At 60.5% G+C, this 25,147-nt stretch carries 23 protein-coding genes; 6 read left to right on the forward strand and 17 right to left on the reverse strand.

Going from position 1 to position 25,147, the window contains the following annotated elements:
* The first annotated feature begins 22 nt into the window (after positions 1-22).
* From odhB to sucD, 3 genes are all read left to right on the forward strand, one after another.
* The gene (gene odhB / locus G5221_RS18695; protein WP_421263683.1) at positions 23-1,213 is read left to right on the forward strand and encodes a 2-oxoglutarate dehydrogenase complex dihydrolipoyllysine-residue succinyltransferase; all 1,191 of its coding nucleotides are present in this window, start codon (positions 23-25) and stop codon (positions 1,211-1,213) included.
* 171 nt (positions 1,214-1,384) lie between these two features.
* Positions 1,385-2,551 carry an ADP-forming succinate--CoA ligase subunit beta gene (gene sucC / locus G5221_RS18700; protein WP_005361097.1) on the forward strand — a complete coding sequence of 389 codons (1,167 nt, stop codon included), beginning with the start codon at positions 1,385-1,387 and terminating at the stop codon, positions 2,549-2,551.
* The gene (gene sucD, locus G5221_RS18705; protein WP_005346088.1) at positions 2,551-3,423 is read left to right on the forward strand and encodes a succinate--CoA ligase subunit alpha; all 873 of its coding nucleotides are present in this window, start codon (positions 2,551-2,553) and stop codon (positions 3,421-3,423) included. The genes sucC and sucD overlap by 1 nt, the downstream gene beginning before the upstream one ends.
* A 145-nt stretch (positions 3,424-3,568) precedes the next feature.
* On the opposite strand, the gene G5221_RS18710 is transcribed toward sucD, so the two are convergent.
* From G5221_RS18710 to phnR, 8 genes are all read right to left on the reverse strand, one after another.
* Positions 3,569-4,273, reverse strand: a complete 705-nt coding sequence (locus G5221_RS18710; RefSeq protein ID WP_421263684.1) for a DarT1-associated NADAR antitoxin family protein — start codon at positions 4,271-4,273, stop codon at positions 3,569-3,571.
* A 7-nt stretch (positions 4,274-4,280) separates the two neighbouring features.
* Positions 4,281-4,928, reverse strand: coding sequence for a DarT ssDNA thymidine ADP-ribosyltransferase family protein (locus tag G5221_RS18715; protein WP_421263685.1), 648 nt, complete (start codon positions 4,926-4,928; stop codon positions 4,281-4,283).
* A gap of 552 nt (positions 4,929-5,480) precedes the next feature.
* On the reverse strand, positions 5,481-5,669 hold the full coding sequence (locus G5221_RS18720; RefSeq protein WP_421263686.1) for a hypothetical protein: 189 nt from the start codon (positions 5,667-5,669) through the stop codon (positions 5,481-5,483).
* A gap of 241 nt (positions 5,670-5,910) precedes the next feature.
* A complete protein-coding gene (locus G5221_RS18725) occupies positions 5,911-7,317 on the reverse strand; it encodes an FAD-dependent oxidoreductase (RefSeq protein WP_421263687.1) in 1,407 nt (468 codons plus the stop codon).
* An 18-nt stretch (positions 7,318-7,335) separates the two neighbouring features.
* Positions 7,336-9,072: a putative 2-aminoethylphosphonate ABC transporter permease subunit gene (locus tag G5221_RS18730; RefSeq protein ID WP_421263688.1), complete on the reverse strand. Its 1,737-nt coding sequence runs from the start codon at positions 9,070-9,072 to the stop codon at positions 7,336-7,338.
* Positions 9,069-10,163 carry a putative 2-aminoethylphosphonate ABC transporter ATP-binding protein gene (locus G5221_RS18735; RefSeq protein ID WP_421263689.1) on the reverse strand — a complete coding sequence of 365 codons (1,095 nt, stop codon included), beginning with the start codon at positions 10,161-10,163 and terminating at the stop codon, positions 9,069-9,071. Before G5221_RS18735 ends, G5221_RS18730 begins: the two co-directional genes overlap by 4 nt.
* Before the next feature lie 272 nt (positions 10,164-10,435).
* Complete coding sequence (locus G5221_RS18740; RefSeq protein ID WP_421263690.1) at positions 10,436-11,455, reverse strand: putative 2-aminoethylphosphonate ABC transporter substrate-binding protein; 1,020 nt, start codon at positions 11,453-11,455, stop codon at positions 10,436-10,438.
* 120 nt (positions 11,456-11,575) lie between these two features.
* The gene (gene phnR / locus G5221_RS18745) at positions 11,576-12,283 is read right to left on the reverse strand and encodes a phosphonate utilization transcriptional regulator PhnR (RefSeq protein ID WP_005300236.1); all 708 of its coding nucleotides are present in this window, start codon (positions 12,281-12,283) and stop codon (positions 11,576-11,578) included.
* A 265-nt stretch (positions 12,284-12,548) separates the two neighbouring features.
* Here phnR and phnW point away from each other — a divergent pair, with 265 nt between their 5' ends.
* Genes phnW through phnX form a run of 3 tightly spaced genes read left to right on the forward strand, consistent with a single transcriptional unit; the run spans position 12,549 to position 15,959 of the window.
* A complete protein-coding gene (gene phnW, locus G5221_RS18750; RefSeq protein WP_421263691.1) occupies positions 12,549-13,691 on the forward strand; it encodes a 2-aminoethylphosphonate--pyruvate transaminase in 1,143 nt (380 codons plus the stop codon).
* Positions 13,688-15,127 carry an aspartate aminotransferase family protein gene (locus tag G5221_RS18755; protein ID WP_421263692.1) on the forward strand — a complete coding sequence of 480 codons (1,440 nt, stop codon included), beginning with the start codon at positions 13,688-13,690 and terminating at the stop codon, positions 15,125-15,127. Before phnW ends, G5221_RS18755 begins: the two co-directional genes overlap by 4 nt.
* A complete protein-coding gene (gene phnX, locus G5221_RS18760) occupies positions 15,120-15,959 on the forward strand; it encodes a phosphonoacetaldehyde hydrolase (RefSeq protein ID WP_421263693.1) in 840 nt (279 codons plus the stop codon). The genes G5221_RS18755 and phnX overlap by 8 nt, the downstream gene beginning before the upstream one ends.
* A gap of 98 nt (positions 15,960-16,057) precedes the next feature.
* Here the strand turns inward: phnX and G5221_RS18765 are convergent, their stop codons facing one another.
* The 9 genes from G5221_RS18765 to nrfA form a co-directional block, all read right to left on the reverse strand.
* Complete coding sequence (locus G5221_RS18765) at positions 16,058-16,510, reverse strand: NUDIX hydrolase (RefSeq protein WP_201987750.1); 453 nt, start codon at positions 16,508-16,510, stop codon at positions 16,058-16,060.
* Between the two features lie 54 nt (positions 16,511-16,564).
* Complete coding sequence (locus G5221_RS18770) at positions 16,565-17,194, reverse strand: DUF2268 domain-containing putative Zn-dependent protease (RefSeq protein ID WP_021231308.1); 630 nt, start codon at positions 17,192-17,194, stop codon at positions 16,565-16,567.
* A gap of 91 nt (positions 17,195-17,285) precedes the next feature.
* Positions 17,286-18,491, reverse strand: a complete 1,206-nt coding sequence (gene nrfF, locus G5221_RS18775) for a heme lyase NrfEFG subunit NrfF (protein WP_421263694.1) — start codon at positions 18,489-18,491, stop codon at positions 17,286-17,288.
* Positions 18,488-19,090, reverse strand: a complete 603-nt coding sequence (locus G5221_RS18780; protein ID WP_421263695.1) for a DsbE family thiol:disulfide interchange protein — start codon at positions 19,088-19,090, stop codon at positions 18,488-18,490. The genes nrfF and G5221_RS18780 overlap by 4 nt, the downstream gene beginning before the upstream one ends.
* Complete coding sequence (gene nrfE, locus G5221_RS18785) at positions 19,087-21,054, reverse strand: heme lyase NrfEFG subunit NrfE (RefSeq protein WP_421263696.1); 1,968 nt, start codon at positions 21,052-21,054, stop codon at positions 19,087-19,089. Before nrfE ends, G5221_RS18780 begins: the two co-directional genes overlap by 4 nt.
* Before the next feature lie 149 nt (positions 21,055-21,203).
* Complete coding sequence (gene nrfD / locus G5221_RS18790; protein WP_421263697.1) at positions 21,204-22,157, reverse strand: cytochrome c nitrite reductase subunit NrfD; 954 nt, start codon at positions 22,155-22,157, stop codon at positions 21,204-21,206.
* An 87-nt stretch (positions 22,158-22,244) separates the two neighbouring features.
* Positions 22,245-22,937: a cytochrome c nitrite reductase Fe-S protein gene (gene nrfC / locus G5221_RS18795; protein ID WP_421263698.1), complete on the reverse strand. Its 693-nt coding sequence runs from the start codon at positions 22,935-22,937 to the stop codon at positions 22,245-22,247.
* On the reverse strand, positions 22,934-23,533 hold the full coding sequence (gene nrfB, locus G5221_RS18800; RefSeq protein WP_421263699.1) for a cytochrome c nitrite reductase pentaheme subunit: 600 nt from the start codon (positions 23,531-23,533) through the stop codon (positions 22,934-22,936). Before nrfB ends, nrfC begins: the two co-directional genes overlap by 4 nt.
* Before the next feature lie 53 nt (positions 23,534-23,586).
* The gene (nrfA, locus tag G5221_RS18805) at positions 23,587-25,032 is read right to left on the reverse strand and encodes an ammonia-forming nitrite reductase cytochrome c552 subunit (RefSeq protein WP_307895009.1); all 1,446 of its coding nucleotides are present in this window, start codon (positions 25,030-25,032) and stop codon (positions 23,587-23,589) included.
* Positions 25,033-25,147 lie beyond the last annotated feature (115 nt).

The following is a 25,147-nucleotide window of genomic DNA, read 5'->3' on the forward strand; positions in this document are numbered from 1 at the left end:
GAAGTAACAAGGAACTGATTAGATGACTATCGAGATCAAGGTACCGGACCTGCCGGAATCAGTGGCGGATGCCACTATCGCCACCTGGCACAAGAAGCCGGGTGATCTGGTTGCCCGTGATGAAGTGCTGGTCGACATCGAAACCGACAAGGTGGTGCTGGAAGTGCCGGCACCGCAAGCTGGCGTGCTGGGCGACATCCTGCAGGCAGAGGGGGCAACCGTCCTCTCCCGCCAGCTGATCGCCACCATCAAGGCGGCTGCCGTGGCCGGTGAAGAGACCAAGGAGAAGCCGGCCGAAGCGGTTGCCGATGATGGTGCCGATGGCCTGAGCCCCTCCGTGCGCCGTCTGATTGGCGAGCACGACATCGACGTGGCCAAGCTGACCGGCACCGGCAAGGGCGGTCGCATCACCAAGGATGATGTGGAAGCCTTCATCAAGGCCAAGAGCCAGCCTGCGGCAGCCGCACCGGTCGCCGCTGCCGCTCCGGCAGCCAAGGTTACTCCGCTGGGTGGTCGCACCGACAAGCGGGTACCGATGACCCGTCTGCGCAAGCGCATTGCCGAGCGTCTGCTGGAAGCGAAAAATACCACCGCCATGCTGACCACCTTCAACGAGGTCAACATGAAGCCCATCATGGATCTGCGCAAGCAGTACGGCGAGATCTTCGAGAAGAAGCACGGCATCAAGCTCGGCTTTATGTCCTTCTACGTGAAGGCGGTGGTGGAGTCCCTCAAGCGCTATCCGGAAGTGAACGCGGCGCTCGATGGTGATGACGTGGTTTACCACAACTACTTCGACGTCAGCATCGCCGTCTCTACCCCCCGTGGTCTGGTGACGCCGGTGCTGCGCGACTGCGACAACATGAGCCTGGCGGACATCGAGAAGGCCATCAAGGATCTGGCGGGCAAGGGCCGTGACGGCAAGCTGACCGTGGATGAACTGACTGGCGGCAACTTCACCATCACCAACGGTGGCGTGTTCGGCTCCCTGATGTCCACCCCGATCATCAACCCGCCCCAGAGCGCCATTCTGGGCATGCACAAGATCCAGGATCGCCCGATGGCCGTTGACGGCAAGGTCGAGATCCTGCCGATGATGTATCTGGCGCTCTCCTACGATCACCGTCTCATCGACGGACGCGAATCGGTAGGCTTCCTGGTCTCCGTCAAGGAGCTGCTGGAAGACCCGACCCGTCTGTTGCTGGACGTCTAAGCCTGTGGCACCCGGGCAAGGGGTTTGCGCCCCGAGCCGGATGTGCTGCTGGACGTTTGAGTAATACCCGAGCGATTGAAAGATAACGAGGGGCCGCCCAGGCCCCCATTCACAGGGGATTGAGAAACACCAGCCCCGGACGGAAATACCTACAACACGGATAGAGCATCTATGAATCTGCATGAATATCAGGCAAAACAGCTGTTTGCCGAGTATGGCCTGCCGGTCTCCGAAGGTTATGCCTGTGCTACCCCACAAGAAGCGGCCGAAGCGGCCGACAAGATTGGCGGCAATACCTGGGTCGTCAAATGCCAGGTACACGCCGGTGGCCGCGGTAAAGCGGGAGGCGTGAAAGTGGCCAAGAGCAAGGATGAGATCCGTGCTTTTGCCCAAAACTGGCTTGGCAAAAATCTGGTGACCTACCAGACCGATGCCAACGGCCAGCCGGTCACCAAGATCCTGGTGGAATCTTGCACCGACATCGCCAAAGAGCTCTACCTGGGCGCCGTGGTTGACCGTGGCTCTCGCCGCGTGGTCTTCATGGCCTCGACTGAAGGTGGCGTGGATATCGAGAAGATCGCCCACGAAACCCCCCATCTGATCCACAAGGCGGCTATCGATCCGTTGGTGGGTCCGCAGGCTTATCAGGCCCGCGAACTGGCCTTCAAACTGGGTCTGGTCGGCGATCAGATCAAACAGTTCACCAAGATCTTCATGGGTCTGGGCCAGATGTTCCTGGATTGCGATTTCGCGCTGCTGGAGATCAACCCGCTGGTGATCACCGCGCAGGGCAACCTGCACTGCCTGGATGGCAAGATCAACATCGACGCCAACGCCCTGTATCGTCAGCCCAAGCTGCGCGAAATGCACGACCCGTCACAAGATGACCCCCGCGAAGCGCACGCCGCCCAGTGGGAGCTGAACTATGTGGCCCTCGATGGCAACATCGGCTGCATGGTCAACGGCGCCGGTCTGGCCATGGGCACCATGGACATCGTCAACCTGCACGGCGGCAAGCCGGCCAACTTCCTTGACGTCGGCGGTGGCGCCACCAAGGAGCGCGTAACCGAGGCGTTCAAGATCATCCTCTCCGACAGCAACGTCAAAGCGGTGCTGGTCAACATCTTCGGCGGCATCGTGCGCTGCGACATGATCGCGGAAGGCATCATCGGTGCGGTCAAGGAAGTGGGGGTCAAGGTGCCCGTCGTGGTCCGTCTGGAAGGCAACAACGCCGAGCTGGGTGGTATCAAGCTGGCCGAGAGCGGCCTCAACATCATTGCGGCCAAGAGTCTGACCGATGCCGCGCAGCAAGTCGTCAAAGCAGCGGAGGCCAACTGATGAGCGTACTGATCAACAAGGACACCCGAGTCATCTGCCAGGGCTTTACCGGCGGTCAGGGTACTTTCCACTCCGAGCAGGCGCTCTCTTACGGCACCCAGCTGGTCGGCGGCGTCTCCCCGGGCAAGGGGGGCACCACTCATCTGGGCCTGCCGGTGTTCAACACCGTCCGTGACGCAGTCGAAGCGACCGGCGCCACCGCCACCGTCATCTATGTGCCGGCACCGTTCTGCAAGGACGCGATCCTGGAAGCGATCGACGCGGGCATCAAGCTCATCGTCACCATCACCGAAGGCATCCCGACGCTGGATATGCTGGACGTCAAAGTGAAGCTGCAAGAGACCGGCGTGCGGATGATCGGCCCCAACTGCCCGGGTGTGATCACCCCGGGTGAGTGCAAGATCGGCATCATGCCGGGTCACATTCACAAGCCGGGCAAGGTTGGCATCGTCTCCCGCTCCGGCACCCTGACCTACGAAGCGGTCAAGCAGACCACTGACGAGGGCTTTGGCCAGTCCACCTGCGTCGGTATCGGTGGCGACCCCATCCCGGGCTCCAACTTTATCGACATTCTGGAGATGTTCCAGAACGACCCGCAGACCGAAGCGATCGTGATGATCGGCGAGATCGGCGGCAACGCCGAGGAAGACGCTGCCGCCTATATCAAGGCCCACGTCACCAAGCCGGTGGTCTCCTATATCGCCGGTGTTACTGCCCCTCCCGGCAAGCGGATGGGCCACGCTGGCGCCATCATCTCCGGTGGCAAGGGTACCGCCGCCGAGAAGTTTGCCGCGCTGGAAGATGCTGGCGTGAAAACCGTCCGCTCCCTGGCCGATATCGGCAAGGCCCTGCGCGAAGTAACCGGCTGGTAATTCCTGTTAGCCCGTTATCTCTAATAAAAGTGCCGCCCGATGGGCGGCATTTTTTATACTATATATTTTGTTTTCACATAGGTATGATAAATAAAAACTAATGATGATCTAAAATTTATTCTTTAGAGCAGTGAGAAAGAAATGTTCAAAGGCGTAATGAGCCCTGTATAGTCTCGTCTTCACGAGCGTTGCAAACAGGAGCATTTCCTACAATCTGTAGGAAAGCTTCTTTTGAAGAGATAGCCTTCTCAAGTAAGCCTCGTTTATGAAGCGACATGTAGAGTGCAACGGAGTAGGCCTGACAGTTTATCGAACGCTCGGGGTTGAACTCTATATCTGTGAAGGCAGAGTAATTCAATAGTTTTTCTGTCAGACTAGGGTGTTTTCTCAACGCGTTAATATATAGCCAATCATAGAAAGCTGTCTGTGGCTCTAGACCCCATTCAACGCCAAAAAAACGGAATCCAATTAGACGACCAGACGAACGAATCCTCTCGTCCTTTTTTGCTTCACGTGAGGTCATGTCGAAAATGTCTAAAAATGGACCACCGTGTTCGAAAACCTTACTCCCCTGAAATGCACACTCAACACTTGTTGTACGGTTGTATTTGATAGTGGTAAAGGTGAGGTTGAAGGCGCTAAGGGCGATGCCTAGCTCTTCACGTGATTTACTGGACACCTCTAGTGCGCTATTGATACCAATTCTTTTACAGGCTGAAGCATGAAGAGAATCGATAGACTTTTGTTTCTGCGATACAGCCATCCCAGGAAACCATTGGAAGTCAATAGACTCTGTCCTTACTAAAACGGGGCCTTCTGTAGTCGGAATGAATACGGGTCTTTTTGCCATGGGGTGCCTACTCATACTTACGAGAGTATCCTCGTGATGCAAACATGCCTTTGTTGTTTGCATGAAGGTACATTTTCCGGTCTCCGAGGTACTCTGCATATGCATCTCGTGCTGCTGCTTTCTCGAAAACTACACTAGCTATATAATGCGGCTCAATGACATCAAATACCAGCACTTCAGCCTGTACGTCCGATGGGTCATAGGTTTTTAGCTTCTGTTCCTCCCGAGAAGGGATATCTGTCAGCTCCTGATACATACCTGAAAATGCTTGAGGAGTCATAAGGTTGGTAAGGGGCTGAGAACTAATACGTCCATCGGCAGCATTATGGCAACAGAAGGCACAATTTTTTTTCCAGAGAATTGAAGGGTGAAGAACTAGAATAACCCAATCAACAGTAGCGTCTAACTTTCGATACTTGTACAGCATCTGACAATTTGGAAATCCAATAGATAGAGAAGTGCTGTCACTATGACCATCTAATCGATAGTTATCATTGATAGCCGGAACTGCGCCCACCTCATGTGCGCGACTAACAGGATAAATACCATGCTTCATTATTGATGGAAGGTTAACTGCTCGGGTGAAGTGCAATAAATATGGTATTCCAATTTCTCTTGCATAACTTTCAATAATATGTTGTGACATATAAAACATCTCTCATCCTTGTGTTGATTTAATTAATAATGCACTTTTTTAGATGTTTTAGACAAGAGGCTTCATGTATTTCGCATGTGTTTGAATTCACATTTTATTGATGCATTTTTTATTAATGTTTAATTCTGGTGGGAATGAGAGATTCCATAGTTTCGAATAGCGAAGCGTATTCGGACGATCGGGGGGGGGGGAGTATGCCACAGCCTTTGTCTACAGGCAGAATCCAACAGGCCAAGATTGTTACGCTGTTGCAACCAAGTTGGCTAATGCTGTTGCGCTGGTGAATCAATCCTGCCGCCGCTCGGGAAAGTCAGTTGGCCATACTGGTTGCCAATGCCCCTCCGATTTGAGGCAAAGTACCAAGCCGAACGCGGGTTGGCTCCCGCTATTGACCCTTGCACCGCGCTCCTTGCCATCAGGGCTCGCTATCACTTCCCGAAGTAAAAATGCCGACCAAAAGGTCGGCATGTTGCTTTTACAAGGCGCTGTGCTTGCGGCATTCGCTCAGAGCGCCGCTGACGCGATCCTCACACTCGCCATTGCGCCTTGAGCCTATTGGCTAAAGACCGTCTGCCCGCGAAAGACGGTGCGGGTGACGTTGGTATCGGCGATCTGCTCCGGTTTGCCGCTGGCGACCATCTCGTATGTTGGGCTAAAAAGGGTAGGTTGGTGCTGAACGAAGTGAAGCCCAACGTTTACCGTGAAATATGTCTGTAAATCTGTTTTATGGTTCAGCCACATCCTTGTTTATCCCGTTCTGATTGGCATAATCATGCTCGCCTGTTGGGCTTCGCTACGCTCTGCGCCAATCTACAACTCACGCTATATCAATCCTGCCGCCGCTGGGACCATCAGCTGATCACGCTTGGCGATAATGCCCCCTCAGATTTCACCTGTAAAAATGCCGACCCTCGGGTCGGCATTTTCAAGAAATAGGGTGTGGGGCGAACAGTATGGGAAATTGTTGCTCTCTATCGCCGGGCTATTTATCCGCCTTGCCCGCCGCATCGGCAAGTTTGGCAAGCTGTTTGTCATACCAGGCCACCGGGCGGTTCTCATCTTCCGCCCGCTCTTTGCGCCGGATGGCATTGCGCACCGCCATGGCGCCCAGCCAGCGAAATGGCTCGGGCGGAAAATAGCCACGCGGGCCGCTGACCAGGGCGCATTCGCGCCACGGCTTGTCCTCCTCTCGCATCTCGTCTCTCACCAGGGCCGCCAGGATCTGTCCGCCCATCCAGCTCTGCGCCACCCCGTTGCCGGAGTAGCCGAGACCATAGACGATATTGGGCTGCCCTCGCCAGTTACCAAAGAAGGGGAGGCCATCTACCGAGCGGTCGGAGGCGCCGCACCAGCTGGCGGCGATGGGCACCTCTTTGAGCGCCGGAAAGAAGCGGCGCAGGGTGCGGGTGAGGGGAGCAAGATAACGGCTCGGCGCATCAAACTCGGCCAGATGACGGTTGGCAAAGGCGAAGGTGTTGCCCCCCTTGCCCAGCATCAGCCGCCCTTGCGGGGTGGAGCGGTAGTAATGGACAAAGGTGCGGCCATCCACCACGGAGCGGCCGTGCTCAAGCTGCTGGGCGGCCAGTGCATCCGGCGCGGGGTCTGTGATCACCATATCGGAGGAGACCAGCACTATACTGCGGCGAAACTCGCGAAAGTGCTGCACCATGGCGCTGTTGAGGGCCAGCACCACCTTGCGGGCACGCACCTCACCCTGCGGCGTTTGCACCCGCGCAGGCTGACCCGCCTCAAGGCGCCGCATGGGAGAGCCTTCATAAACCTCGACCCCCAGTTCCCGCGCCACCCGCAGCAGGCCGCGCACCAGCAGTGCCGGTTGCACCGAACCCGCGTGGGGGCTGTAGAGCCCCTCCAGATGAACGTGGGAGCCGCTCTGGCTCGCCAGTTCACCCTCTTCAACAGCCTGCCACTGGTTAAGACCGGCTCGCTTGAGTTCCTGCAATACCGGCTCCATCAGGCCGCGCTGGGCCTCGCTGGTGGCGGTGTAGCAGGTGCCCTCGACCCTCAGCTGTGCCTCTATATTGTGCGTTTCGCAGAAGCGGGCGATCTCGTGTACCGCCTGCTCGGATCTTTGTACCAGCCAGGCAGCCTGCTGCTCGCCAAACAGGCGTTTTAAGGTCAGGTATTTGGCCGACCAGGTGAGCAGGCAGCCGCCGTTGCGCCCGGAGGCGCCGCTGCCGCAGCGATCTTTCTCCAGCACCAGGATGCGCAAGTGTGGCTCGGCCTGTTTAAGGGCGATGGCGCTCCACAGCCCGGTAAAGCCGCCACCGACGATGCAGACATCGACCTCGTGGCTGCCGACTAGGGGCGTGGGCGGTGCGGGTTGTTCGGCGGCGAGCGCCTCGGCCAGCCAGAAGGGGAGAGTGGACATGATGACTCCTCGATAAGGTTATTGGTGGCGCCAGCGCTGGGTGCGATCCAGCAGGGCGCGGCTCAAAAAGAGCTGGAGCAGCTTGACGGTGGCGGCGGCCAGCAGGATCAGGGTGGCCATGGCGGCAGCCGCGGCGGTATCGCCGGAATCCTCCATGTTCAGCACGGCGATGGAGGCGAGCACGCTGTCGCTCGAGTAGAGGAAGATCACCGCCGAGGTGGTGGTCATGGCGTTGACGAACAGATAGATAAAGATCTCCAGCAGTGCGGGCAAGGAGGCGGGCAGGGTGACTCGCCAGAACGCCTTCCAGAGCGGAATGCGCAATGAGATGGCCACCAGCTCCAGCTCCTTGGGCAGTTGCTTGAGGCTGGTCAGCGCCGTCATATGACCCACCGTGTAGTAGTGGATGACGCAAGAGAGCACCATTAGTGGCAGGGTGCCGTATAGGCCGCCAAAGAGCGGATTGCCGTTGAAAAAGAAGATGTAACCCAGTCCCAGCACCATGCCGGGCACCGCCAGCGACAGCATGGCAAGCAGATGCAACAGCTGGCGCAGCGGCGCGAAGTGGCGCCCCTTCTCCTGCGCCCAGGCCAGCACCATCACCAGCACGGTGCCGATCAGCGCGGTATAGAAGCCCAGTTGCAAGGTGTTGGTAAAGGGCTGCCAGCCATAGACGCTGTTGCTGTCAAAGGCGTAGTGATCCAGCGTCAGAGTGAGGTTGTAGGGCCAGAACTGTACCAAGGATCCGTAAACGGCCATCCCCACCAGCGCCAGAAACAGCAGGGCCCAGAGCGTGCACCAGCCGAGCGCCAGCAGATCCCGCAGCCGATGGGGTTTGGGTTGATAGGGCACCGCCTTGGTGCTGCTCTGCTCCTGCATCTTGCTGCGCACCCTGTGCTCCAGGGCAAAGCTCAACAGTGCCGGCAGCAGCAGGGTGACGCTGGCAACGGCGCCCAGCGAGAAGTTCTGCATCCCGATCACCTGCCGGTAGATGTCGGTGGCCAGCACGCTGTACTGGCCGCCAATCACCTTGGCCACCCCGAAGTCGCAGATGGTGAGGGTGAAGATGGCGATGGCGGCGCTGAGCAGGCCATAACGGGCGGTAGGCAGGGTGACGGTGACAAAGGTGCGCCAGCCGCTGCTGCCCAGCACCCGGGAGGCTTCATAGAGGCGGGCATCGCTTTGGCCGAGCGCCGTGATAAGGATCATCAGGGCGTGGGGGAAGCACCAGAAGCCCAGACCAATGACGATGCCGATAGGGCCGTAGATGCTCTCGCCGCCGAGCAGCCCCTTGGCGATCCCCTGATTGCCAAACCAGTAGACCAGACTGATGGCGGGCAGCAGGGAGGGCATCAACAGCGGAATAAGGCCGATGAGACGAAACAGGGGCTTGCCCGGCATGCAGGTGCGGGTGAGGGCATAGGCGTAGCCAAAGGCGATGGTCACCACCAGCGCGGTGATCAGCACCCCGAGCCAGAGGGTGTTGCCGATGGTGCGCCCCAGATGAGGGGAGTCGAAGTAGGCGCTGAAGTTGGCAAGGCCTATCCAGAGGCCGTTCTCATCTTGCAGGCTCTTTTGCAGCATGGTCAGCAGCGGCAGCAGCAAACCGCCGGTGAGCAGGGCAATGCCGAGCACAAGCAGGATCAGTTGCAGCAGCTGATCCCGGCTCCAGCCACGGCAGAGTCGCTGCCAGCGGGCGTCTTGCCGGGCTGTCGTGGGCGGCAACAGGGAGGAGTTCGTGAAGGGGGCTGTCATGGGCGATCTCCTTCAAACAGTTGCATCGCCGCGGCGGGCCAGTGCAGCGAGCAGTGCATGCCGCTGCGCCAGCCACCCTGTTCGTGGCGGGGCAGCTCGTGGGTCGGGCGCTCCACCAGAATTTGCTGTGGGCCCAGATAGGTGTCGGCGGTGCAGATAAGACGCTGGGCGGCGCCGAGAAACTCCACCTGATCGATGGTTGCTTCAATGCCATGTTGACCAAGATACGGCTCGCTCGGCGCGCTTAGCGTGATTGCCTCGGGGCGGATCGCCACCTGCAATTTGCTGCCGGCCGCGGCCTGGTTGGCGAGTTGCAGCGGTTGTTCGTTGAGGCGCACCTGATTGGGGCTCAGCACCAGGGTGTCGAGGAAGTTCATGGTGCCGACAAAGCTTGCCACAAAGCGGCTGGCAGGCTGGTGGTAGATCTCCTGCGGGGTGCCTATCTGCACGATGCGGCCGCCCTCCATCACCACGATGCGATCGGCCATGGTCAGCGCTTCTTCCTGATCGTGGGTCACCATGATGGTGGTGATGCCAAGGCGCTGCTGCAGGGCGCGGATCTCGCTGCGAAGATGGGTGCGCACCAGCGCATCCAGCGCGCTGAGCGGTTCGTCCAGCAACAACAGACCGGGGGAGAGGGCCAAGGCCCGGGCCAGCGCCACCCGCTGCTGCTGGCCGCCAGAGATCTGGCTCGGGTATTTGTGGGACTGGGCAGTGAGATCCACCAGCCCCAGCCAGTGGTCCACCCGCTCCTTGATGAGATCCCGCGCCAACCCCTGATTCTCAAGGCCGAAGGCGATGTTCTGCGCCACCGTCAGGTTGGGGAAGAGAGCATAGGACTGAAACACGATGCCAAAGTCGCGCTGCTGGGGCGGCAGCTGGGAGATATTGCGTCCCCCTTGCCAGATCTCGCCGCTGTCCGGGAGATCCAGCCCGGCGATGGCTCTGAGCAGGGTAGTTTTGCCGCAGCCGGAGGGGCCGAGAAAGCAGATAAACTCTCCCGGCTCAATGGTCAGAGAGATCCCTTTAAGGGCCTGAAAAGCACCGAACTGCTTGTTGAGATGTTGAATGTCCAGATAGGGCTGGGTCATGGTTCGACTCGCTACTGATTTGGTATATACCAGTTTGCGGGTGAAGTGTGACGGTCAGGTGATCGGGGGATGACAGCTTGATGACAGTCAAATGAGATCGGGTCACCAGCAAGTGGCTGGGCACTGTGCGAATGGACTAAGCATCGCTAATTGAAGGCAATGCAAACTCGGGAAGTTAAAACCAAAAAGTGAAGGCCAACACCTGTTGGCCTTCGACTGGCAGTTTATTGGCGGCAGTGTGTGGGGCGTGAACAAACCGCCGCCCTTCACGCTTACTGTTTGGCTTCGGTCTTGCCGTCGAAGCTGGCGCTCCACTGGGCCAGGATGGCGTTACGCTCGCGGGCTGCCCAGCTAAAGTCGTTGTTGATCATCTGGCCTTTGATATCCGCCGGATAGCCCGCTCTCGGTTGGGCCACATCGGGGATGGCGACCACGGCGAACGACTTGTTGTAGAGGGCGTTGGCCTGTTCGGTGGCGGCAAAGTCGAGCAGCTGTTTGGCTGCTTCCAGCTTGGGGGTGCCCTTGATGATGGCGGCGGCTTCCATATCCCAGCCCGACCCCTCTTTCGGGAACACCACCTCGATGGGGGCCCCCTTGGCCTTGAGGCTGGTGGCCGGGAAGTCGAAGGAGATACCGATCACCGTCTCGCCGCTGGCGGCCAGCTTGCAGGGGGCGGAGCCCGAGTGGGTGTAACGGTCGATGTTCTGGTGCAGGCCGTTCATAAATTGCCAGCCTTGCTTTTCGCCCATGGTCTGCAGCCAGCCCGCGACGCTCAGGTAACCGGTGCCGGAGGAGCTGGGGTTGGGCATGATCACCTTGCCCTTGTAGATGGGCTTGGTGAGGTCGGCCCAGCTGGTGGGCGCCGGGATCCCCTGTTTTTCCGCCTCTACCTTGTTGAAGCAGATGGCGCTGAAGAAGGCGTCCAGACCGATCCAGTGCGGCTCGGCCTTGCTGTCGCGAAAGCGGCTGTCGAGCTTATCCAGCCCTTTCGGTGCATAGGCATTGAGCATCTGCTGCTGATCGAGCTGCATCAGGCTGGTAGCCGCCAGTCCCCATACCACATCCGCTTTGGGCTGGGCTTTTTCTGCCAGCAAGCGGGCGGTGACCACGCCGGTGGAGTCACGCACCCACTTGATGTTGATATCCGGATGCTGGCGTTCGAACGCGGTTTTCAGCTCGTTGAGCTGCTCCGGTTCGAAGGCGGTGTAGACGGTGAGATCGGTCGCGGCCAGTGCCGGGGCGGTCATGGCAGCCAGCACGGCGGCGGCCAGCAGATGGGTTCCCTGTTTCATCCTCTTCTCCAGTTAAATTGGTTTGGTATAAACCAGATTGGTCGAGAGAGAGGCTAGGGGATCTTTATGACGTGACCGTGACAGCCCCGTGACGTTTTGCCGTCCCTGATTTGTCCGTGACTAATCTTGGGTATCCACTTCGATCTCCAGACTGTCGTGGCGCCAGTACTCCAGATCGAAGTCGAGCACCCGGCCATGCTGATCGAAGTTGAGTCGCTCGAGGCGCAGGGCGGGCAGACCGGCGGTGGCCCCCAGCGCCTTGGCTACCTCGTCCGGCAGGGCGGTGGGGAAGAAACGTACCTGCATGCGGGCATAATGAAGATCGTAATGGGCCTGATAGATCTCGGTCAGGCTGCCGTTGAGATCCAGCTCCAGCAGGCCGGGTACTCGTTCAGGCAGGCAGTGGTTCTCGCAGTAGCAGATGGCGCGCCCGTTGGCGTAGCGCAGCCGTTTTAGCAGAAACAGGCTGTCGAACGGCTTGAGCTGCAGTTGCGCCATCAACGCGGGCGGCACCGCCTGGCGGCTTTTCTCCAGCAGCTCGGTACGCGGCTCACCCCCTTGCTCCCGCACTATCTGGTGAAAGTTGGAGGTGCGTCTGGGGTTCAAGCGAAAGCGCGGCGGGGTGACGAACCAGCCGCGGCGATCCTCCCGATAGATAAGGCCGTTTGCCTCCAGCTGAACCAGTGCCTCGCGAATGGTGACCCTTGTGGTGCCATAGAGTTCCCCCAGCAGCCGCTCGGAGGGAAGCTTGTCGTTGGGGGCCAGCCCCCCTGCCAGGATCTGGTTGGCGAGGGCATCCTTGATCTGCAGATATTGCGGTTTGCTCATGAAAATCCCTGATTGTGCAATAAGTTGTGCAATGAGTTGGGCAATGGGCTGGGCACAGGGCAGGACACCTGCCCGGTCGTTAAAGGGCAACATCAACATGCATTGGTAGATACCAGCATCGCCCCTGTTGTTCAGGCTTCCTAGATTATCGCGATCCCGGCGCTGAAAATGAATTTTTTGTTGCACGTAGCGCCACCCCTTTGACCTTGGCGGGGCAGTTACCCACAATGCGCTCATTCTGGTATATACCAATAGGAGCGAGATCATGACCCATATTCCTGCGGCCCCCGCCGCCGTCGATTACCTGCTGCTGACCCCTGGCCCCCTCTCGACCACAGCCACGGTGCGCGCCGCCATGCTGCAAGACAGCTGTACCTGGGATGCGGACTACAACCAGGGCGTGGTGGAGCCCATCCGCCGCGAGCTGGTGCGCCTCGCCACCGGCCCTGAATATGAGAGTGACTACAGTGCCGTCTTGCTGCAGGGGAGCGGCAGCTATGTGGTGGAGAGTGTGCTGGGCTCGGCGATCGGCGTCGACGAGTGTCTGCTGATCATCAACAACGGCGCTTACGGTGCCCGCATGGGGGAGATGGCCCGCTGCCTTGGCCTGCGCCACCACGAGCTGGACTGCGGCGAGACCACCCGCCCGGAGCCCGCCGCCATCGAGGCGATGCTGGCGCGCCACCCCGAGATCACCCATCTGGCCATGGTGCACTGCGAGACCACCACCGGCATGCTCAACCCCCTTGAGGAGGTGGCTGCGCTCTGCCAGCGCCGCGGCATTCGCCTGATCGTCGATGCCATGAGCAGCTTTGGCGGTATACCCATCGACATGGGACACCTTGGCATCGAGTTTCTCATCAGCTCGGCCAACAAGTGCATTCAGGGGGTGCCGGGTTTTGGCTTTGTCATCGCCCGCCGCGCCGCACTGACGGCCTGCGCCGGTCGTGCTCGCTCGGTCTCCCTCGACCTGCATGCTCAGTGGCAGACCATGGAGCAGCAAGGGGGCAAGTGGCGCTTTACCTCGCCCACCCATACCGTGCTTGCCTTTGCCCAGGCCCTGCGCGAGCTGGACGAAGAGGGGGGCATTGAAGCCCGTCATCAGCGTTACAGTGAAAATCAGCGCACCCTGGTGGCGGGGATGGCTGCGCTTGGCTTTGCGCCGCTGCTGCCAGAACAGTGGCAATCCCCCATCATCACCGCCTTCTACTCTCCGACCCACCCTGATTACCGCTTCGCCGACTTCTACCAGCGGCTCAAGGCACAGGGTTTTGTCATCTACCCGGGCAAGGTCTCCCAGGCCGACTGCTTCCGGATTGGCAATATCGGCGACGTGACCCCGGTGCGGGTGCGCGATCTGCTCGCCGCCATGGCCAGCGCTTGCTACTGGCAAGGGGACGCGCGATGACCAGCATGCTGGCTCAGGGTCGTGATCTGCGTGGCCGCGATTTGCATGACCATAAGCTGCACGGCAGCGGCCGCGCCGACAGCGAAGGGGATATTAACCTCGGCGAGGGGCGGGCGCGCTGGTGGGCGGGCCAGAGCGAAGATGTGCAGGCCGGATTGGCGGAGGATAGCCGCTACTTTCTCCATCAGGCACTCTCTACCCCCTGTCTGGATCTGCTTGAGCGCGCGCAGGGGAGCTGGTTGACCAGTGTATCGGGCAAGCGTTACCTCGATTTTCACGGCAACAGCGTTCATCAGCTGGGTCACGGTCACCCCAGGGTGGTGGCCGCGGTGCAGCAGCAACTCGCCGATCTGCCGTTTGCACCCCGCCGCTACACCCATCAGGTTGCCATCGACTGCGCCCGCACCCTGGCTGAACTGGCTCCCGGCGATCTCAACCGGGTGCTGTTCGCCCCCGGCGGCAGCGAGGTGGTGGGGATTGCCCTGAAGCTCGCCCGTTTCATCACCGGCAACAGCAAAGTGGTGTCCCTGTGGGATGCCTTTCACGGCGCCTCCCTCGATGCCATCTCGGTTGGCGGCGAGGCCTGTTTTCGCGCTGGTATGGGCCCGCTGATGGCCGGCGTGGAGCGCATTCCACCGCCCACCCGTTATCGCGGCGTCTGGTACCGCGGGGAGGGGGATGACCTGCACTACGCCGATTATCTGGAGTACGTCATCGAGAAGGAGGGAGGAATAGGCGCCTTTATCGCCGAGCCCATCCGCAACACCGATGTGCAGGTGCCCTCGAAGGCCTACTGGCAGCGGGTAAGGGAGATCTGCGATCGCCACAAGGTGCTGCTGATCGTCGACGAGATCCCCAATGCTCTGGGCCGCACCGGCCACTGGTTCAGCTTTGAAGAGTTTGGCATCGAGCCTGACATCATCTGTCTGGGCAAGGGGGTGGGGGGCGGGGTGGTACCGTTTGCCGCGCTCATTACCCGCGACCGTTTCAATCAGGCCGCAGCTATTTCGCTCGGTCACTACACCCACGAGAAGAGCCCTATCGGCTGCGCGGCGGCGCTCGCTACCATCGCGACCATCCGTGAAGAGGGATTGCTGGCAAAAGCGCAGGAGGATGGCCGTTTTATGGCGGCCGAGCTCGGCAAGTTGGCTAAGCGTCACCCGCTGATCGGGCAGGTGCGCGGTATCGGTATGCTTTGGGCACTCGATCTGGTGGTCGATCACCAGAGTCGCACCCGCAATAGCAAGGCCGCCGAGCGGCTGCTCTACCGCTGTCTGGAGCTGGGGCTCAGCTTCAAGGTCTCCCAAGGGAACGTCATCCAGCTCTCGCCACCGCTCAATATCGCCCGCGCCGATCTAGTGCGCGCCATCGCCATTCTCGATCGCGCCCTCGGCGAGATCGCACTTTCACCGAAACAGGAACATCACCATGACTGACTTGCAGATTGTTGTAGACCCGACCACCGACGTGGAGGCGCTGATCCTCGACTGGGCCGGCACCGTCGTCGATTTCGGCTCCTTCGCCCCCACCTCCATCTTCGTCGAGGCCTTCGCCCGCGCCTATGACTTTCCAGTGACCCTGGACGAAGCGCGCCAGCCCATGGGTCTTGGCAAGTGGGATCATATCGCCGCGCTGGGCCGTCTGCCCTCGGTGGATGCGCGCTGGCAGGCTCGCTTCGGCCATCCTATGAGCCACGCCGAGGTGGACCACATTTATCACACCTTTATGCCGCTGCAGATTGCCGCCGTGACCCGCTTTGCCGCCCCCATCCCCGGTGTGCTGGCGATGTTGGACGCTCTGCGGGGGCAGGGGATGAAAATCGGCTCCTGCTCCGGTTATCCCCGTCCGGTGATGGAGGCGCTGGTACCTGCTGCGGCCGATCACGGCTACCGCCCGGATCACTGGGTCGCCACCGACGATCTCAAGGCTGGTGGTCGCCCCGGTCCCTGGATGGCGCTGGCCAACGTAATTGAGCTGGGAGTGAGCGCGGTGCATCGCTGCATCAAGGTGGATGACGCCGTGCCGGGTATCAGCGAAGGGCTTAACGCGGGCATGTGGACGGTGGGATTGTCGGTTTCCGGCAACGAATTTGGTGCCACCTGGGAAGAGTTTGCCGCCATGAGCGAGGCGGAGATCGCCGCCCGGCGCGCACCGGCCGAGGCCAAACTGCGGGCGGCGGGGGCACACTATGTGATTGATACCCTGGCCGACATCGCCTCGGTTATCGCCGATATCAACCGCCGTCTGGCCGCTGGCGAGCGGCCATAGGCCATCTGCTTGGTCTAACAAAAGCGCTTGACTGGCTTTAGATACAACACGCCCCCATCCGGGGGCGTGTTGCATTTACAGGGGGAAGCCGTGTGCGGTCAGCGGATATCGACCCGCATCAGGGGAGAGGGGGCGTTGTCGACAAAGTGGTGCCAGATATGGTCGTAGAGCGCCTTCTGGCCGGGGAAACTCACCAGCGCCTTGGCTTCGGCCAGGGAACACCAGCGATAGTCTGTGTGCTCATCGTTGAGGGTCACCGCCTGATTGGCCGGGCAATAGACCACAAAAACCGGTACCACCTCCACCGTATTCAAGGCGGCATCGTAAAACTGCTCCAGATACTGGCCGTTGTAGAGCTCGGTGACCCGGATCCCCGTCTCTTCGCCAAACTCCCGAATAATGGTCTGCCAGCCGCTTTCACCCGCCTCCACCGTGCCTGCCACATGACACCAGAAGCCCCCCTTGACCCGTTTCATCACCAGCAATCTGGTTTCGCCATCGACAGTGGTAAGGGCAACGCCAGAGACGGCCTTGCAGCGAATGGGGATCATGATCTTCTCTCAGGATTTGGGCTCTGTGATAGCCACGAACAGTGTGAAGGCGTGTTAATTGAAATACGCCTCGGCGGGCAGGCCCATGACCTCTATTTCATTCAGGCCATTTTTGGCCAGATAGTTGGCCACCAGATTGAACCCCACCCAGTAACCGGCATATTTGGGAAATGGCCGGTTATCACGGCAGTAGAAAAAGTCTAAATAGTTGAACTGCTTGCTGGATAGATGGGGCGTCATCTCTGCCAGGAGCGATTGCCAGTCATGGTGATGAGACTCCTTGAACAGCGAGGGGAGGGTGCCGCCATTGAACCTCTGCTCAAAGTAGCAGGCCAGCCCTTCAAAAATCAGGTTTTCGGCCAGTGTTTCTGCTTCCACCTTGTTCTTCTTTTGCACGATATGGTGGACTTCGTGGGCCAGCACGGCAGGCAATTCGGTGATGATCACCTCTTTGATATCGGGCCGTTCCAGATCAAGCTGGAGTTCTATCCGATACATGTTGATGGCCCAGCCACCGATACCCGAATCGGGAGCATCCCCCTCGGCAAAAGGGCTGAAGGTGACATCCAGTTGGGAGAGATCGAACAAGGCATTCAATTTGTGCGCCGTCTCGGCAAAAACGTGCCTAATGGTGTCATCGAGCCCATCGAATTTACCCGAGTCGTTTAACAGGGTGAGTTGCATCCAGACATCCTTGTCTATTGAAAGAGAGTGCTGAGCCACTTGCGTGGTCGCGGCGCCATATCACCACGATTACCCTCCTTCAATCAAGGGGTTACCCGCCCATTATGCTTGCCGTCTGGATCGCCTCAATCAGCGCAGCCCGGTTGATGCGAGGGCGCTCGCCATCGAGCAGTTGCTGCCACAGCGCAATGGCCTGACTGTAGCGACCATGCAGGAAGTGATCGGAGGCCAGCAGCATCAGGGCGCTCACTTCCCCCGCGTCCTGCTTGAGGGCGCTCTCCAGCAGGCGTGTTGCCTCGGAAGTCAGCTGCTGGCCCGCCTGATAGTAGAGCACGGTGGCCTGCGCGGCCTGGGTCGCCGCGCTGGCGCCTCCCTCCAGCAGAGCGAGACGTTGGTAGGCGAGCAGGGCGTTGTCATATTCACCCCGATAGAGATAGAGCTGGCCGAGCGCCGCCCAGCTGTCGAGATCGGCGGGGCTGCGTTGAAGCTTCTGATGCAGACTCCCCAGCTCCTTGTCCTGAAGATCCCGCGGGCTCAACCCCGCCAGCGGATCGGGACGGGATGCATAATCCTGCCATGCCTGATAGCGGCCGCTGCTGAAATACACAGCGGCAACGGCCGCGATGGCCATGATGCCAAGCAGCAACAAGGTCCGCCCGTGCTGGTTATTGCGGCCGCGATTGTCACGCTGGCTGGCCAGTTGCGTGCGCAGGGCCAGCTCAGCCGCCGGGATGGCGTTGGCCAAACGGGCGGCGCTCAGCTTCCTGTAGAGTGGTTGGTCGGGGGAGAGGCCTGCCTGCTCCCCGTACATGATCAGCAAATTCAATTCGCTGCGCGGATCGGCGGCGGGTTGAGGGGGGGCCTCATCGATGGCCTTAACGGCAGGGATGGGGTGCGCCTTTGTGCGTGTCAGGCGGTGAAACAGGATCAACAGTGCCAGCCCCAACAGCAGCAGGGGGCCGCCCCACAGCAGCGCCGTGCTGCTCTTGAAGGGGGGATCGTAGCGGACGAAATCGCCGAAGCGCTCCGTCATGCGGGCGATCACCTGCTCATCAGACTGCCCCTCGTCCACCCAGCGGTAGACCTCTAGCCGCAGATCCCGGGCGATGGGGGAGTTGGACTCCACCAGGTTCTGGTTCTGGCACTGGGGGCAGCGCAGGGCGCGGGCCAGCTCTTGCGCCCGATTTTGCAGCTCGGGATGGCGAAATTGATAGGTATCGACCCCGCTGGAATATGCAGTTGCACTCAGCAGCATGCCGAGGGCCAGCAGGGTGCAGGCAAGAGAACGGCACATCATGGCTGTGTCCCCTGAGCTGATGTTGCAATAGATGGCGCAATCGTGGGTAACGTTGTGGCGGCCTTTATCTGCCCATCCGCTCGCGCCTTGTCGAGCAGGGGGGCAAACTGGCGTTGCCAGATCCCTTTGGTGAGTTCGCCGGTGTGGCGGGCGAGCAGGGCACCATCGGCATCAAACAGATAGGTCTCCGGCGTGCCGTAGACGCCGAGCTCCAGCGCGAGTTTGCCGTCGGGGTCGGCCAGTACGGCGCGATAGGGGTTGCCCGCCTGGATAAGCCAGGCGCGGGCGGCATCCCTCTTGTCCCGGTAGTTGAGACCGTAGAGGGGCACGGTGCCCGCGAGCTCGCTGAGCAGCGGATGCTCGGCGCGGCAGTTGGCGCACCAGCTGGCCCAGACGTTAAGCACAAAGGGCTCCCCCTTGAGGCTGGTGGTCTGGATCTGGCTCCCATCCAGCAGATTGTCGCTTTGCCACGCAGGCAGGGTACGGCCGAGCGTCGCCTCATCCTGGCTGTAGGGGTTGTTGCCAAGGCCGAGCCAAAGCAGGGCGCCGAGGCCCAGGGTCAGCAGCAGTGGAAGAAAGAGGCGCAGGCGGGATCTCATAACGCCTCCTGTTCGAGCCGGGGATGGGAGGTGCCAACCTCAACGGGACGGGAGGCAAGCAAGGGGCGACGGGCGAGCAGGCGCAGGGTGCCGCCCGCCATCATCAACAGGCCGCCGAGCCAGATCCAGCGCACCAGTGGCTTGTAGTGCAGCCGCATGGCATAGGCATCTGGTCCCATCTTCTCACCCAGCACCACGTAGAGATCGCCGAGCATTCCCCACGCGATGCCGGGTTCATTCATGTTCATGGTGCGCACGCTGTAGTGGCGCCGCTCAGGCGTCAGCTGTGCCACCTCTTTACCGTTCTTGTGCACGCTAAGTGTGATCCGCTCGGCGGTGTAGTTGGGGCCGATCACCGGCTCGCGTCCCTCATAGCGAAATTCGAACGCACCGAGCTGGTAGGGCTGGTTGGCACTTAGCACGGCGCCCCCCTCCTGACTGTGGTGACTCACCTGCGCAATGCCGAGGGCGCACACCGCCACCCCGAGGTGGGCCAGCAGGCTGCCGAGCCGATTGAGGGTGAGCTCGCGCAGCGACGTCGGTTGCAAGAGCGGGAGCAGCAGGCTGGCTATCAGCCAGAGGCTCACCATATTGGCGAGGATGCCAATCCAGCTACCGGAAACCGCTCCCTGTTCCAGATAGGCAAGGCTAAGCAGCCCGCCGCCAAGCAGGCCAAACAGCGGTGGTAACAGAACGTTTAGTCGGGAATGTGGCGCAAGCTCCTGCCAGCGCAGGCGCGGCAGCTGGGTCATCAGCCCCATCAGGCAGAGGGCCAGCGGCACGAAGATGGTATTGAAATAGGGGGCGCCCACCGACAGCGAGCCCAGATGGAGCGACTGGAATACCATGGGGTAGAAAGTGCCGAGCAGCACGCTGGCGCAGGCCACGCAAAGCAGCAGGATAGTGGCGCCGAGCAGCCCCTCTTTTGACAGCAAGCCAAAGCGGGCATAGGGGGCGCGAATGTCTGCCCGCAGGGCAAACAGGGTGAGGGCGCAGGTCAATAGCAAACCGAGCAGCAGCAAGAGGGTGAGGCCGCGGCTGGGGTCGACCGCAAAGGCGTGCACCGAGGTGAGCACCCCGGAGCGCACCACAAAAGTACCGAGCAGGCTCAGCGAAAAGGTAAAGATGGAGAGCAGCAGCACGGCATGGCCGTAAGCACCGCGCTTCTCGCACACCACCAGGGCGTGCAGCAATGCAGTGCCGAGCAGCCAGGGTAAGAGGGAGGCGTTTTCCACCGGATCCCAGAACCACCAGCCGCCCCAGCCCAGTTCGTAATAGGCCCACCAGGAGCCCAGCACGATACCGGCGGTGAGAAAGACCCAGGAGCCGAGTGCCCAGGGGCGACTCCAGTGGGCCACGGCGCCATCGAGCCGACCCGAGTGCAGCGCCGCCATGGCGAAGGCGAAGTTGACCGCAAAGCCGACATAGCCGAGATAGAGCAGGGGCGGGTGGATGATGAGGCCGATATCCTGCAGCATGGGGTTGAGGTCGCGCCCCTCCAGCGGCCCCGGGAACTGACGGTCAAACGGGCTGGAGAAGATCAGGGTATAGAGGCCGAACAGCCCGACGATCAGCCCCATGATGGCCAGTACCCGAGTTGTAATCAGCGGATCGACCCGCCTGGAGCAAAGGGCCACCAGGGCGCCCCACAGCCCCAGCGCAAAGACGAAGAAGAGCATGGAGCCCTCGTGGCCGCCCCACACCGCCGCCAGCTTGAAGCCCAGCGGCAGGGCGCTGTTGGCGTGCTGGGCCACATAGACCAGGGTAAAGTCATCGAGGCCAAAACAGCTGGCGAGCAGCAGCAGGGCGGCCCCGAGCAGGATCGCGACCAGGAGGCCCAGCGGCGTTGCGCAGCCGAGCAGCGGGCGTGAGGCGAGCCGCAGCCCCAGCCAGGGCAGGGTGCCTTGCAGCAGGGCGAGCCCGGTCGCCAGCAACAGTGAGAGATAGCCGAGCTCCGCCAGCACACAACCTCCAGTCAATCATTCGTCTATGTTATGCCGCAGCGTCTGCACCGTACCGGCGCTGGGGGATAACATCCACATTTCTAGAAATAACCAATCGCAACAAATAAGCGCCAGTCACCCGAGGGTGGCTGGCGCTGGTGATCATACCGTTATACGACCGTCATCTGGCCGGCGTAGAGCACGAAGTAGCGCAGCAGCAGGATCCCCACCAGGGTCAGGCTGCAGACCAGCACCAGATGGCCGTTTCGCTCCCGCAGCGGCGCCGGGGTCAGCAGAGCTAGCAGCTGGGGCAGCAGCATGCCGATGCCCACTACGCCGACCCAGAACACCTGAGCCCAGAAGCCGCTGCCGATGGCGGCCCACATGGCCACCTCTTTCTGGCCGCCACCGAAGTAGAGGCCGGTAAAGAAGCAGACCAGCAGCAGCACCTCCACCGCCAGCACCGGCCGCTCGAAGCGATGCACGAAGCTCACCCCCTGGCTGTGATGGTTCTCCTTGAAGAGCGTCACCGCCAGCAAGATGGTGGAGGCGATACCTGAGCTGATGCCCGAGACCAAAAACAGCACCGGCAGCACCGGGTTGTTCAAGAGCGGATAGGTCTTGAGCGCCGAGAGCAGAAAGCCGGTATAGGCCCCCAGCAGCACGGCAAGTAGCAGCAACAGCGGCGCCAGCAGCCGCTCGATGCGGGCGAGCCCGCCAATCAGCCCATCCACAAAAGCGAACTTCTCTTTCAGCAACCGGCTGCGCATTGTCTCGATCTCGGCCCGAAACACCACCGCCAGCCAGGCGAACAACACCGCCATATAGAACTGAAACAGCATGACCCCCATCGACATCACTGAGTCGAACTGGTAGTGGAACATCAGCTTCCAGAAGGTCCAGGGGCGGGCCAGATGGAAGATAAGGATCAGTAACCCCAGCACCACGCTCACCGGCGCCAGAATGGCGGTCGCCTTGATGATGCCGCTCTCGCTGCCTGCTCCCTTGCGGCGCAACAGCACCGAGAGGGTGGTGGCCCCAGCGGAGATGCCGAGCAGAAAGAGATAGATAGCGATGGGCCAGTCCCAGACAAGGGAAGGGAAGTGAAATGCGTCATGCAACATGATCCATTCCTCCTTCTGTTACTGCGGTAGATGGCGATCGGACAAATCCCCACACGAGGGAAGGGAAGTGAAATGCCGCTTGTATGGTCATGACGTTATCTCCCCTTTGGGCACGCGGTACATCTTGGGGGAGGTGCCGAGCGCCTGCTTGTAGCGATAGGTGGTCTCCTTCACCAGCCGTTTGGCGATGGGGCTGTCCGGGTCATCCAGATTGCCGAACACCAGCGCCTTGGTGGGGCAGGATTCCACGCACGCTGGCTCCTTGCCCGCCGCCAGGTTGGTCTTGCGGCAAAAGTCGCACTTGTCGGCAACCTTGGTCACAGGGTTGATAAAGCGCACCTGATAGGGGCAGGCGGCGAGGCAATACATGCAACCGACGCAGAGATCCGCGTCGACATCGACGATGCCATCCTCCTTGCGGATATGGGAGGCGCCGGTGGGGCAGACATGCACGCAGGGGGCGTTGTCGCAGTGCTGGCAGGACTTGCGAAAGAAGCGGTACTCGGCGTCTGGAAATTCACCGATGGGGCCTGAGCGGATGATCTCGAGGCGCGAGACCCCTTCTGGCACTTTGTTCACTTCCCGGCAGGCATCCATGCAAGCGGTGCAGCCGATGCAGGCCGTCTCATCGTGGATCATGCCATAGCGTATCCCGTCGATGGTCTGGCTGTGGGCGAGGGTGGTGGCAAGGGATCGGGTGTTGGCACGAGCAGCCCCCGTCATCATGATGAGGGCCCCCGCGCTCATCCCCGCCATGAAGTGACGGCGAGAGCAGCTCATGATGCCTCCTTGCCGGTAGCCGATTTGGACTGCTCCTGCCGGGCCTTGCTGGCCTCATGTTGCTTGCTGTGACAGTCGACGCAGAGCTTGATGCGGGATTTTTCCGGGATCCCCACCATGGGCTCCTTGACCGGATGCAACTGGTGGCAGCTGGTGCAGGTGAGCTTGGAGGCGTGCACATCGTGGGCCCAGAGCGCCTCGCGAAGCACTTTGGGCTCGTGGCAGCTCATGCAGACCCCGTTCTGCTCGGCGATGGGGTAGCTCTCGGTGCTTTGTTTGTTATTGAAGCTGTCGCTAAAGCGCATCACATCCTTGACCCCTTCCCGGTGCTGGGGGGAGGGCTGGCCGTGGCAGTTGGTGCAGGTGACAGGTGCCAGGTTGTTGGGATTGGTCGCCTGACCATGCTTGCCGTGCATCCCCTCGCTCTGCTCCTTGTGACAGTCGGTACAGGCCTTGTCGGGATTGCGTAAAAATTCCACCTCATGTGTAGCTGGAACAGGGGCTGCTGCCGGCTCGGCCGCCTGACTCTGCAGGCTGGTGAGCAGCATGGCTGCCATCAGCATCAGTCGTAAAAAATCCATCGTTAAATCACCCATAGGAAGCCTCCATCCGCTGCGGGCCCGACTTGGCGCCGGACCCGCAGGCGCCGTTACTGTGCCAGCCGTCCGGCCGCTTTGGCCTCGGCATCCCAGGCGGGGACCGTGGTCTTGAGGAACTGGGCCTTGTCGCTGTTGAACTGCTTCATATCCATGCCAAGAGCCGCTTGCGCTTTCTCCTTGGTGGAGATGTCGGGGATGGCGATTTCGTGGCTGATCCCCTTGCTGGCCAACAGGCGCGCCAGCTTGGTGCGGGCGTCAGCGGCTTTATCCAACGCGCTGCCAAGTACCTTGAGTGCCACTTCGGGGGCGTGCATCTGCACTCCGTGGGAGGCGATGGCGTAGTCCCAGCGCCACTGGGCGTGACGGATGTCCTGCAGAATATCCTTCATCTCTGCCTCGGTGGCGCCGGCATCCCAGGCCGCCTTGGCTTCAAAGTGGGCGTGTACCAGCTGCTTCTCGACCTTCAGCTTGGTCTCGATTACCGCCTCTTTGCGCTGCTTGACGATCCCTTGCAGCATCTCCTTGCTCTGGGTGTGACAGTTGCGGCAGGTTTGTTCGAAACGATCGAAGGGGTTGCCCACCTTGTGATCCGTATAGACCTTGCCCTGTTCGTTCTGCACCTTGGGCATGTGGCAGTCGACACAGGCGACGTTGTTCTGGCCGTGGATGCCTGCGCGCCAGGTTTCGTACTCGGGATGCTGGGCTTTCAGCATGGGGGTTTTGGAGAGGGCATGGGTCCAGTCGGCAAAGCCGATTTCATCGTAATAGGCCTCCATCTGCTCAACCGTGGTGCCCTTGTCCCAGGGGAATTTGACCGCCTTGGTGGGGCCGCTGAAGTAGTATTCCACGTGGCACTGGCCGCACACCTGGGACTGCTGATCAAAGCGCCCCTGATCCTTGAACGGCTTGCCGATGGCGGTCATGGCCCGATCGGCATAGGGACGGGAGAGGTGCAGGGCCGGTTTACCCTCCTTGAACTCCTTCGAGGCGGTGTCGTGGCAGTCGGCGCAGCCGATTGTGTTGACTACTTCTGGCCCACCCTTGGCCCACATCCCCTTGAAGTAGCCATCCTCGCCTCTTTCGTCGATGACGCGGGCCACATCCGGGCCTTTGCAGCTCCAGCAGGCCATCGGCAGGGGGCCATCTTCGGCTGTTTTCGGGGCGCCGGTACGCAGGGTTTCGCGCACATCGGTCAGGGCATAGAAGTGGCCCCGCGGCTTGTTGTAATCCTTGGCGAAGGGGTAACCGCCCCACAGCACCACCATATTGGGATCTTCCGCCAGCGCGTCGGTGCGCTCCTTGCTTTCGCTGGTGGCTTGCCAGCTGGTGAACTGATCGGCGTGATCCTTGGCGAACAGCTCGCTGCGCGCCTCTATCTTGCCTTTGGGTTGCGTCTCATCGGCTGCCTGTGCCCAGCCGCTGGTGCCAAGGCTGGTAGTCAGCAGCAGGGCGGCGAGGCCCAGCTTGATCTGTCTGTTGCGTGAACTCACGATCATCACTCCCTAATCGATCTCATTGCCAGACCTGACAGTTCCATCCTGTATGTGGGCATTGGTTCGCCCCCGCCAAGCAGGAGCAGGCAGGCCGCTTCATTGTTATTAGTGAATAAAA

Origin of the sequence: Aeromonas sp. 602200, from assembly GCF_049173895.1 — a bacterium.
GTDB lineage: Bacteria > Pseudomonadota > Gammaproteobacteria > Enterobacterales > Aeromonadaceae > Aeromonas > Aeromonas veronii_A.

Excerpts from the sequence above, each read along its gene's own strand:
- odhB (WP_421263683.1), top strand. The coding sequence starts at position 23 with ATGACTATCGAGATCAAGGTACCGGACCTGCCGGAATCAGTGGCGGAT.
- sucC (WP_005361097.1), top strand. The coding sequence starts at position 1,385 with ATGAATCTGCATGAATATCAGGCAAAACAGCTGTTTGCCGAGTATGGC.
- sucD (WP_005346088.1), top strand. The coding sequence starts at position 2,551 with ATGAGCGTACTGATCAACAAGGACACCCGAGTCATCTGCCAGGGCTTT.
- G5221_RS18710 (WP_421263684.1), bottom strand. The coding sequence starts at position 4,273 with ATGGCAAAAAGACCCGTATTCATTCCGACTACAGAAGGCCCCGTTTTA.
- G5221_RS18715 (WP_421263685.1), bottom strand. The coding sequence starts at position 4,928 with ATGTTTTATATGTCACAACATATTATTGAAAGTTATGCAAGAGAAATT.
- G5221_RS18720 (WP_421263686.1), bottom strand. The coding sequence starts at position 5,669 with ATGTGGCTGAACCATAAAACAGATTTACAGACATATTTCACGGTAAAC.
- G5221_RS18725 (WP_421263687.1), bottom strand. The coding sequence starts at position 7,317 with ATGTCCACTCTCCCCTTCTGGCTGGCCGAGGCGCTCGCCGCCGAACAA.
- G5221_RS18730 (WP_421263688.1), bottom strand. The coding sequence starts at position 9,072 with ATGACAGCCCCCTTCACGAACTCCTCCCTGTTGCCGCCCACGACAGCC.
- G5221_RS18735 (WP_421263689.1), bottom strand. The coding sequence starts at position 10,163 with ATGACCCAGCCCTATCTGGACATTCAACATCTCAACAAGCAGTTCGGT.
- G5221_RS18740 (WP_421263690.1), bottom strand. The coding sequence starts at position 11,455 with ATGAAACAGGGAACCCATCTGCTGGCCGCCGCCGTGCTGGCTGCCATG.
- phnR (WP_005300236.1), bottom strand. The coding sequence starts at position 12,283 with ATGAGCAAACCGCAATATCTGCAGATCAAGGATGCCCTCGCCAACCAG.
- phnW (WP_421263691.1), top strand. The coding sequence starts at position 12,549 with ATGACCCATATTCCTGCGGCCCCCGCCGCCGTCGATTACCTGCTGCTG.
- G5221_RS18755 (WP_421263692.1), top strand. The coding sequence starts at position 13,688 with ATGACCAGCATGCTGGCTCAGGGTCGTGATCTGCGTGGCCGCGATTTG.
- phnX (WP_421263693.1), top strand. The coding sequence starts at position 15,120 with ATGACTGACTTGCAGATTGTTGTAGACCCGACCACCGACGTGGAGGCG.
- G5221_RS18765 (WP_201987750.1), bottom strand. The coding sequence starts at position 16,510 with ATGATCCCCATTCGCTGCAAGGCCGTCTCTGGCGTTGCCCTTACCACT.
- G5221_RS18770 (WP_021231308.1), bottom strand. The coding sequence starts at position 17,194 with ATGCAACTCACCCTGTTAAACGACTCGGGTAAATTCGATGGGCTCGAT.
- nrfF (WP_421263694.1), bottom strand. The coding sequence starts at position 18,491 with ATGATGTGCCGTTCTCTTGCCTGCACCCTGCTGGCCCTCGGCATGCTG.
- G5221_RS18780 (WP_421263695.1), bottom strand. The coding sequence starts at position 19,090 with ATGAGATCCCGCCTGCGCCTCTTTCTTCCACTGCTGCTGACCCTGGGC.
- nrfD (WP_421263697.1), bottom strand. The coding sequence starts at position 22,157 with ATGTTGCATGACGCATTTCACTTCCCTTCCCTTGTCTGGGACTGGCCC.
- nrfC (WP_421263698.1), bottom strand. The coding sequence starts at position 22,937 with ATGAGCTGCTCTCGCCGTCACTTCATGGCGGGGATGAGCGCGGGGGCC.
- nrfB (WP_421263699.1), bottom strand. The coding sequence starts at position 23,533 with ATGGGTGATTTAACGATGGATTTTTTACGACTGATGCTGATGGCAGCC.
- nrfA (WP_307895009.1), bottom strand. The coding sequence starts at position 25,032 with ATGATCGTGAGTTCACGCAACAGACAGATCAAGCTGGGCCTCGCCGCC.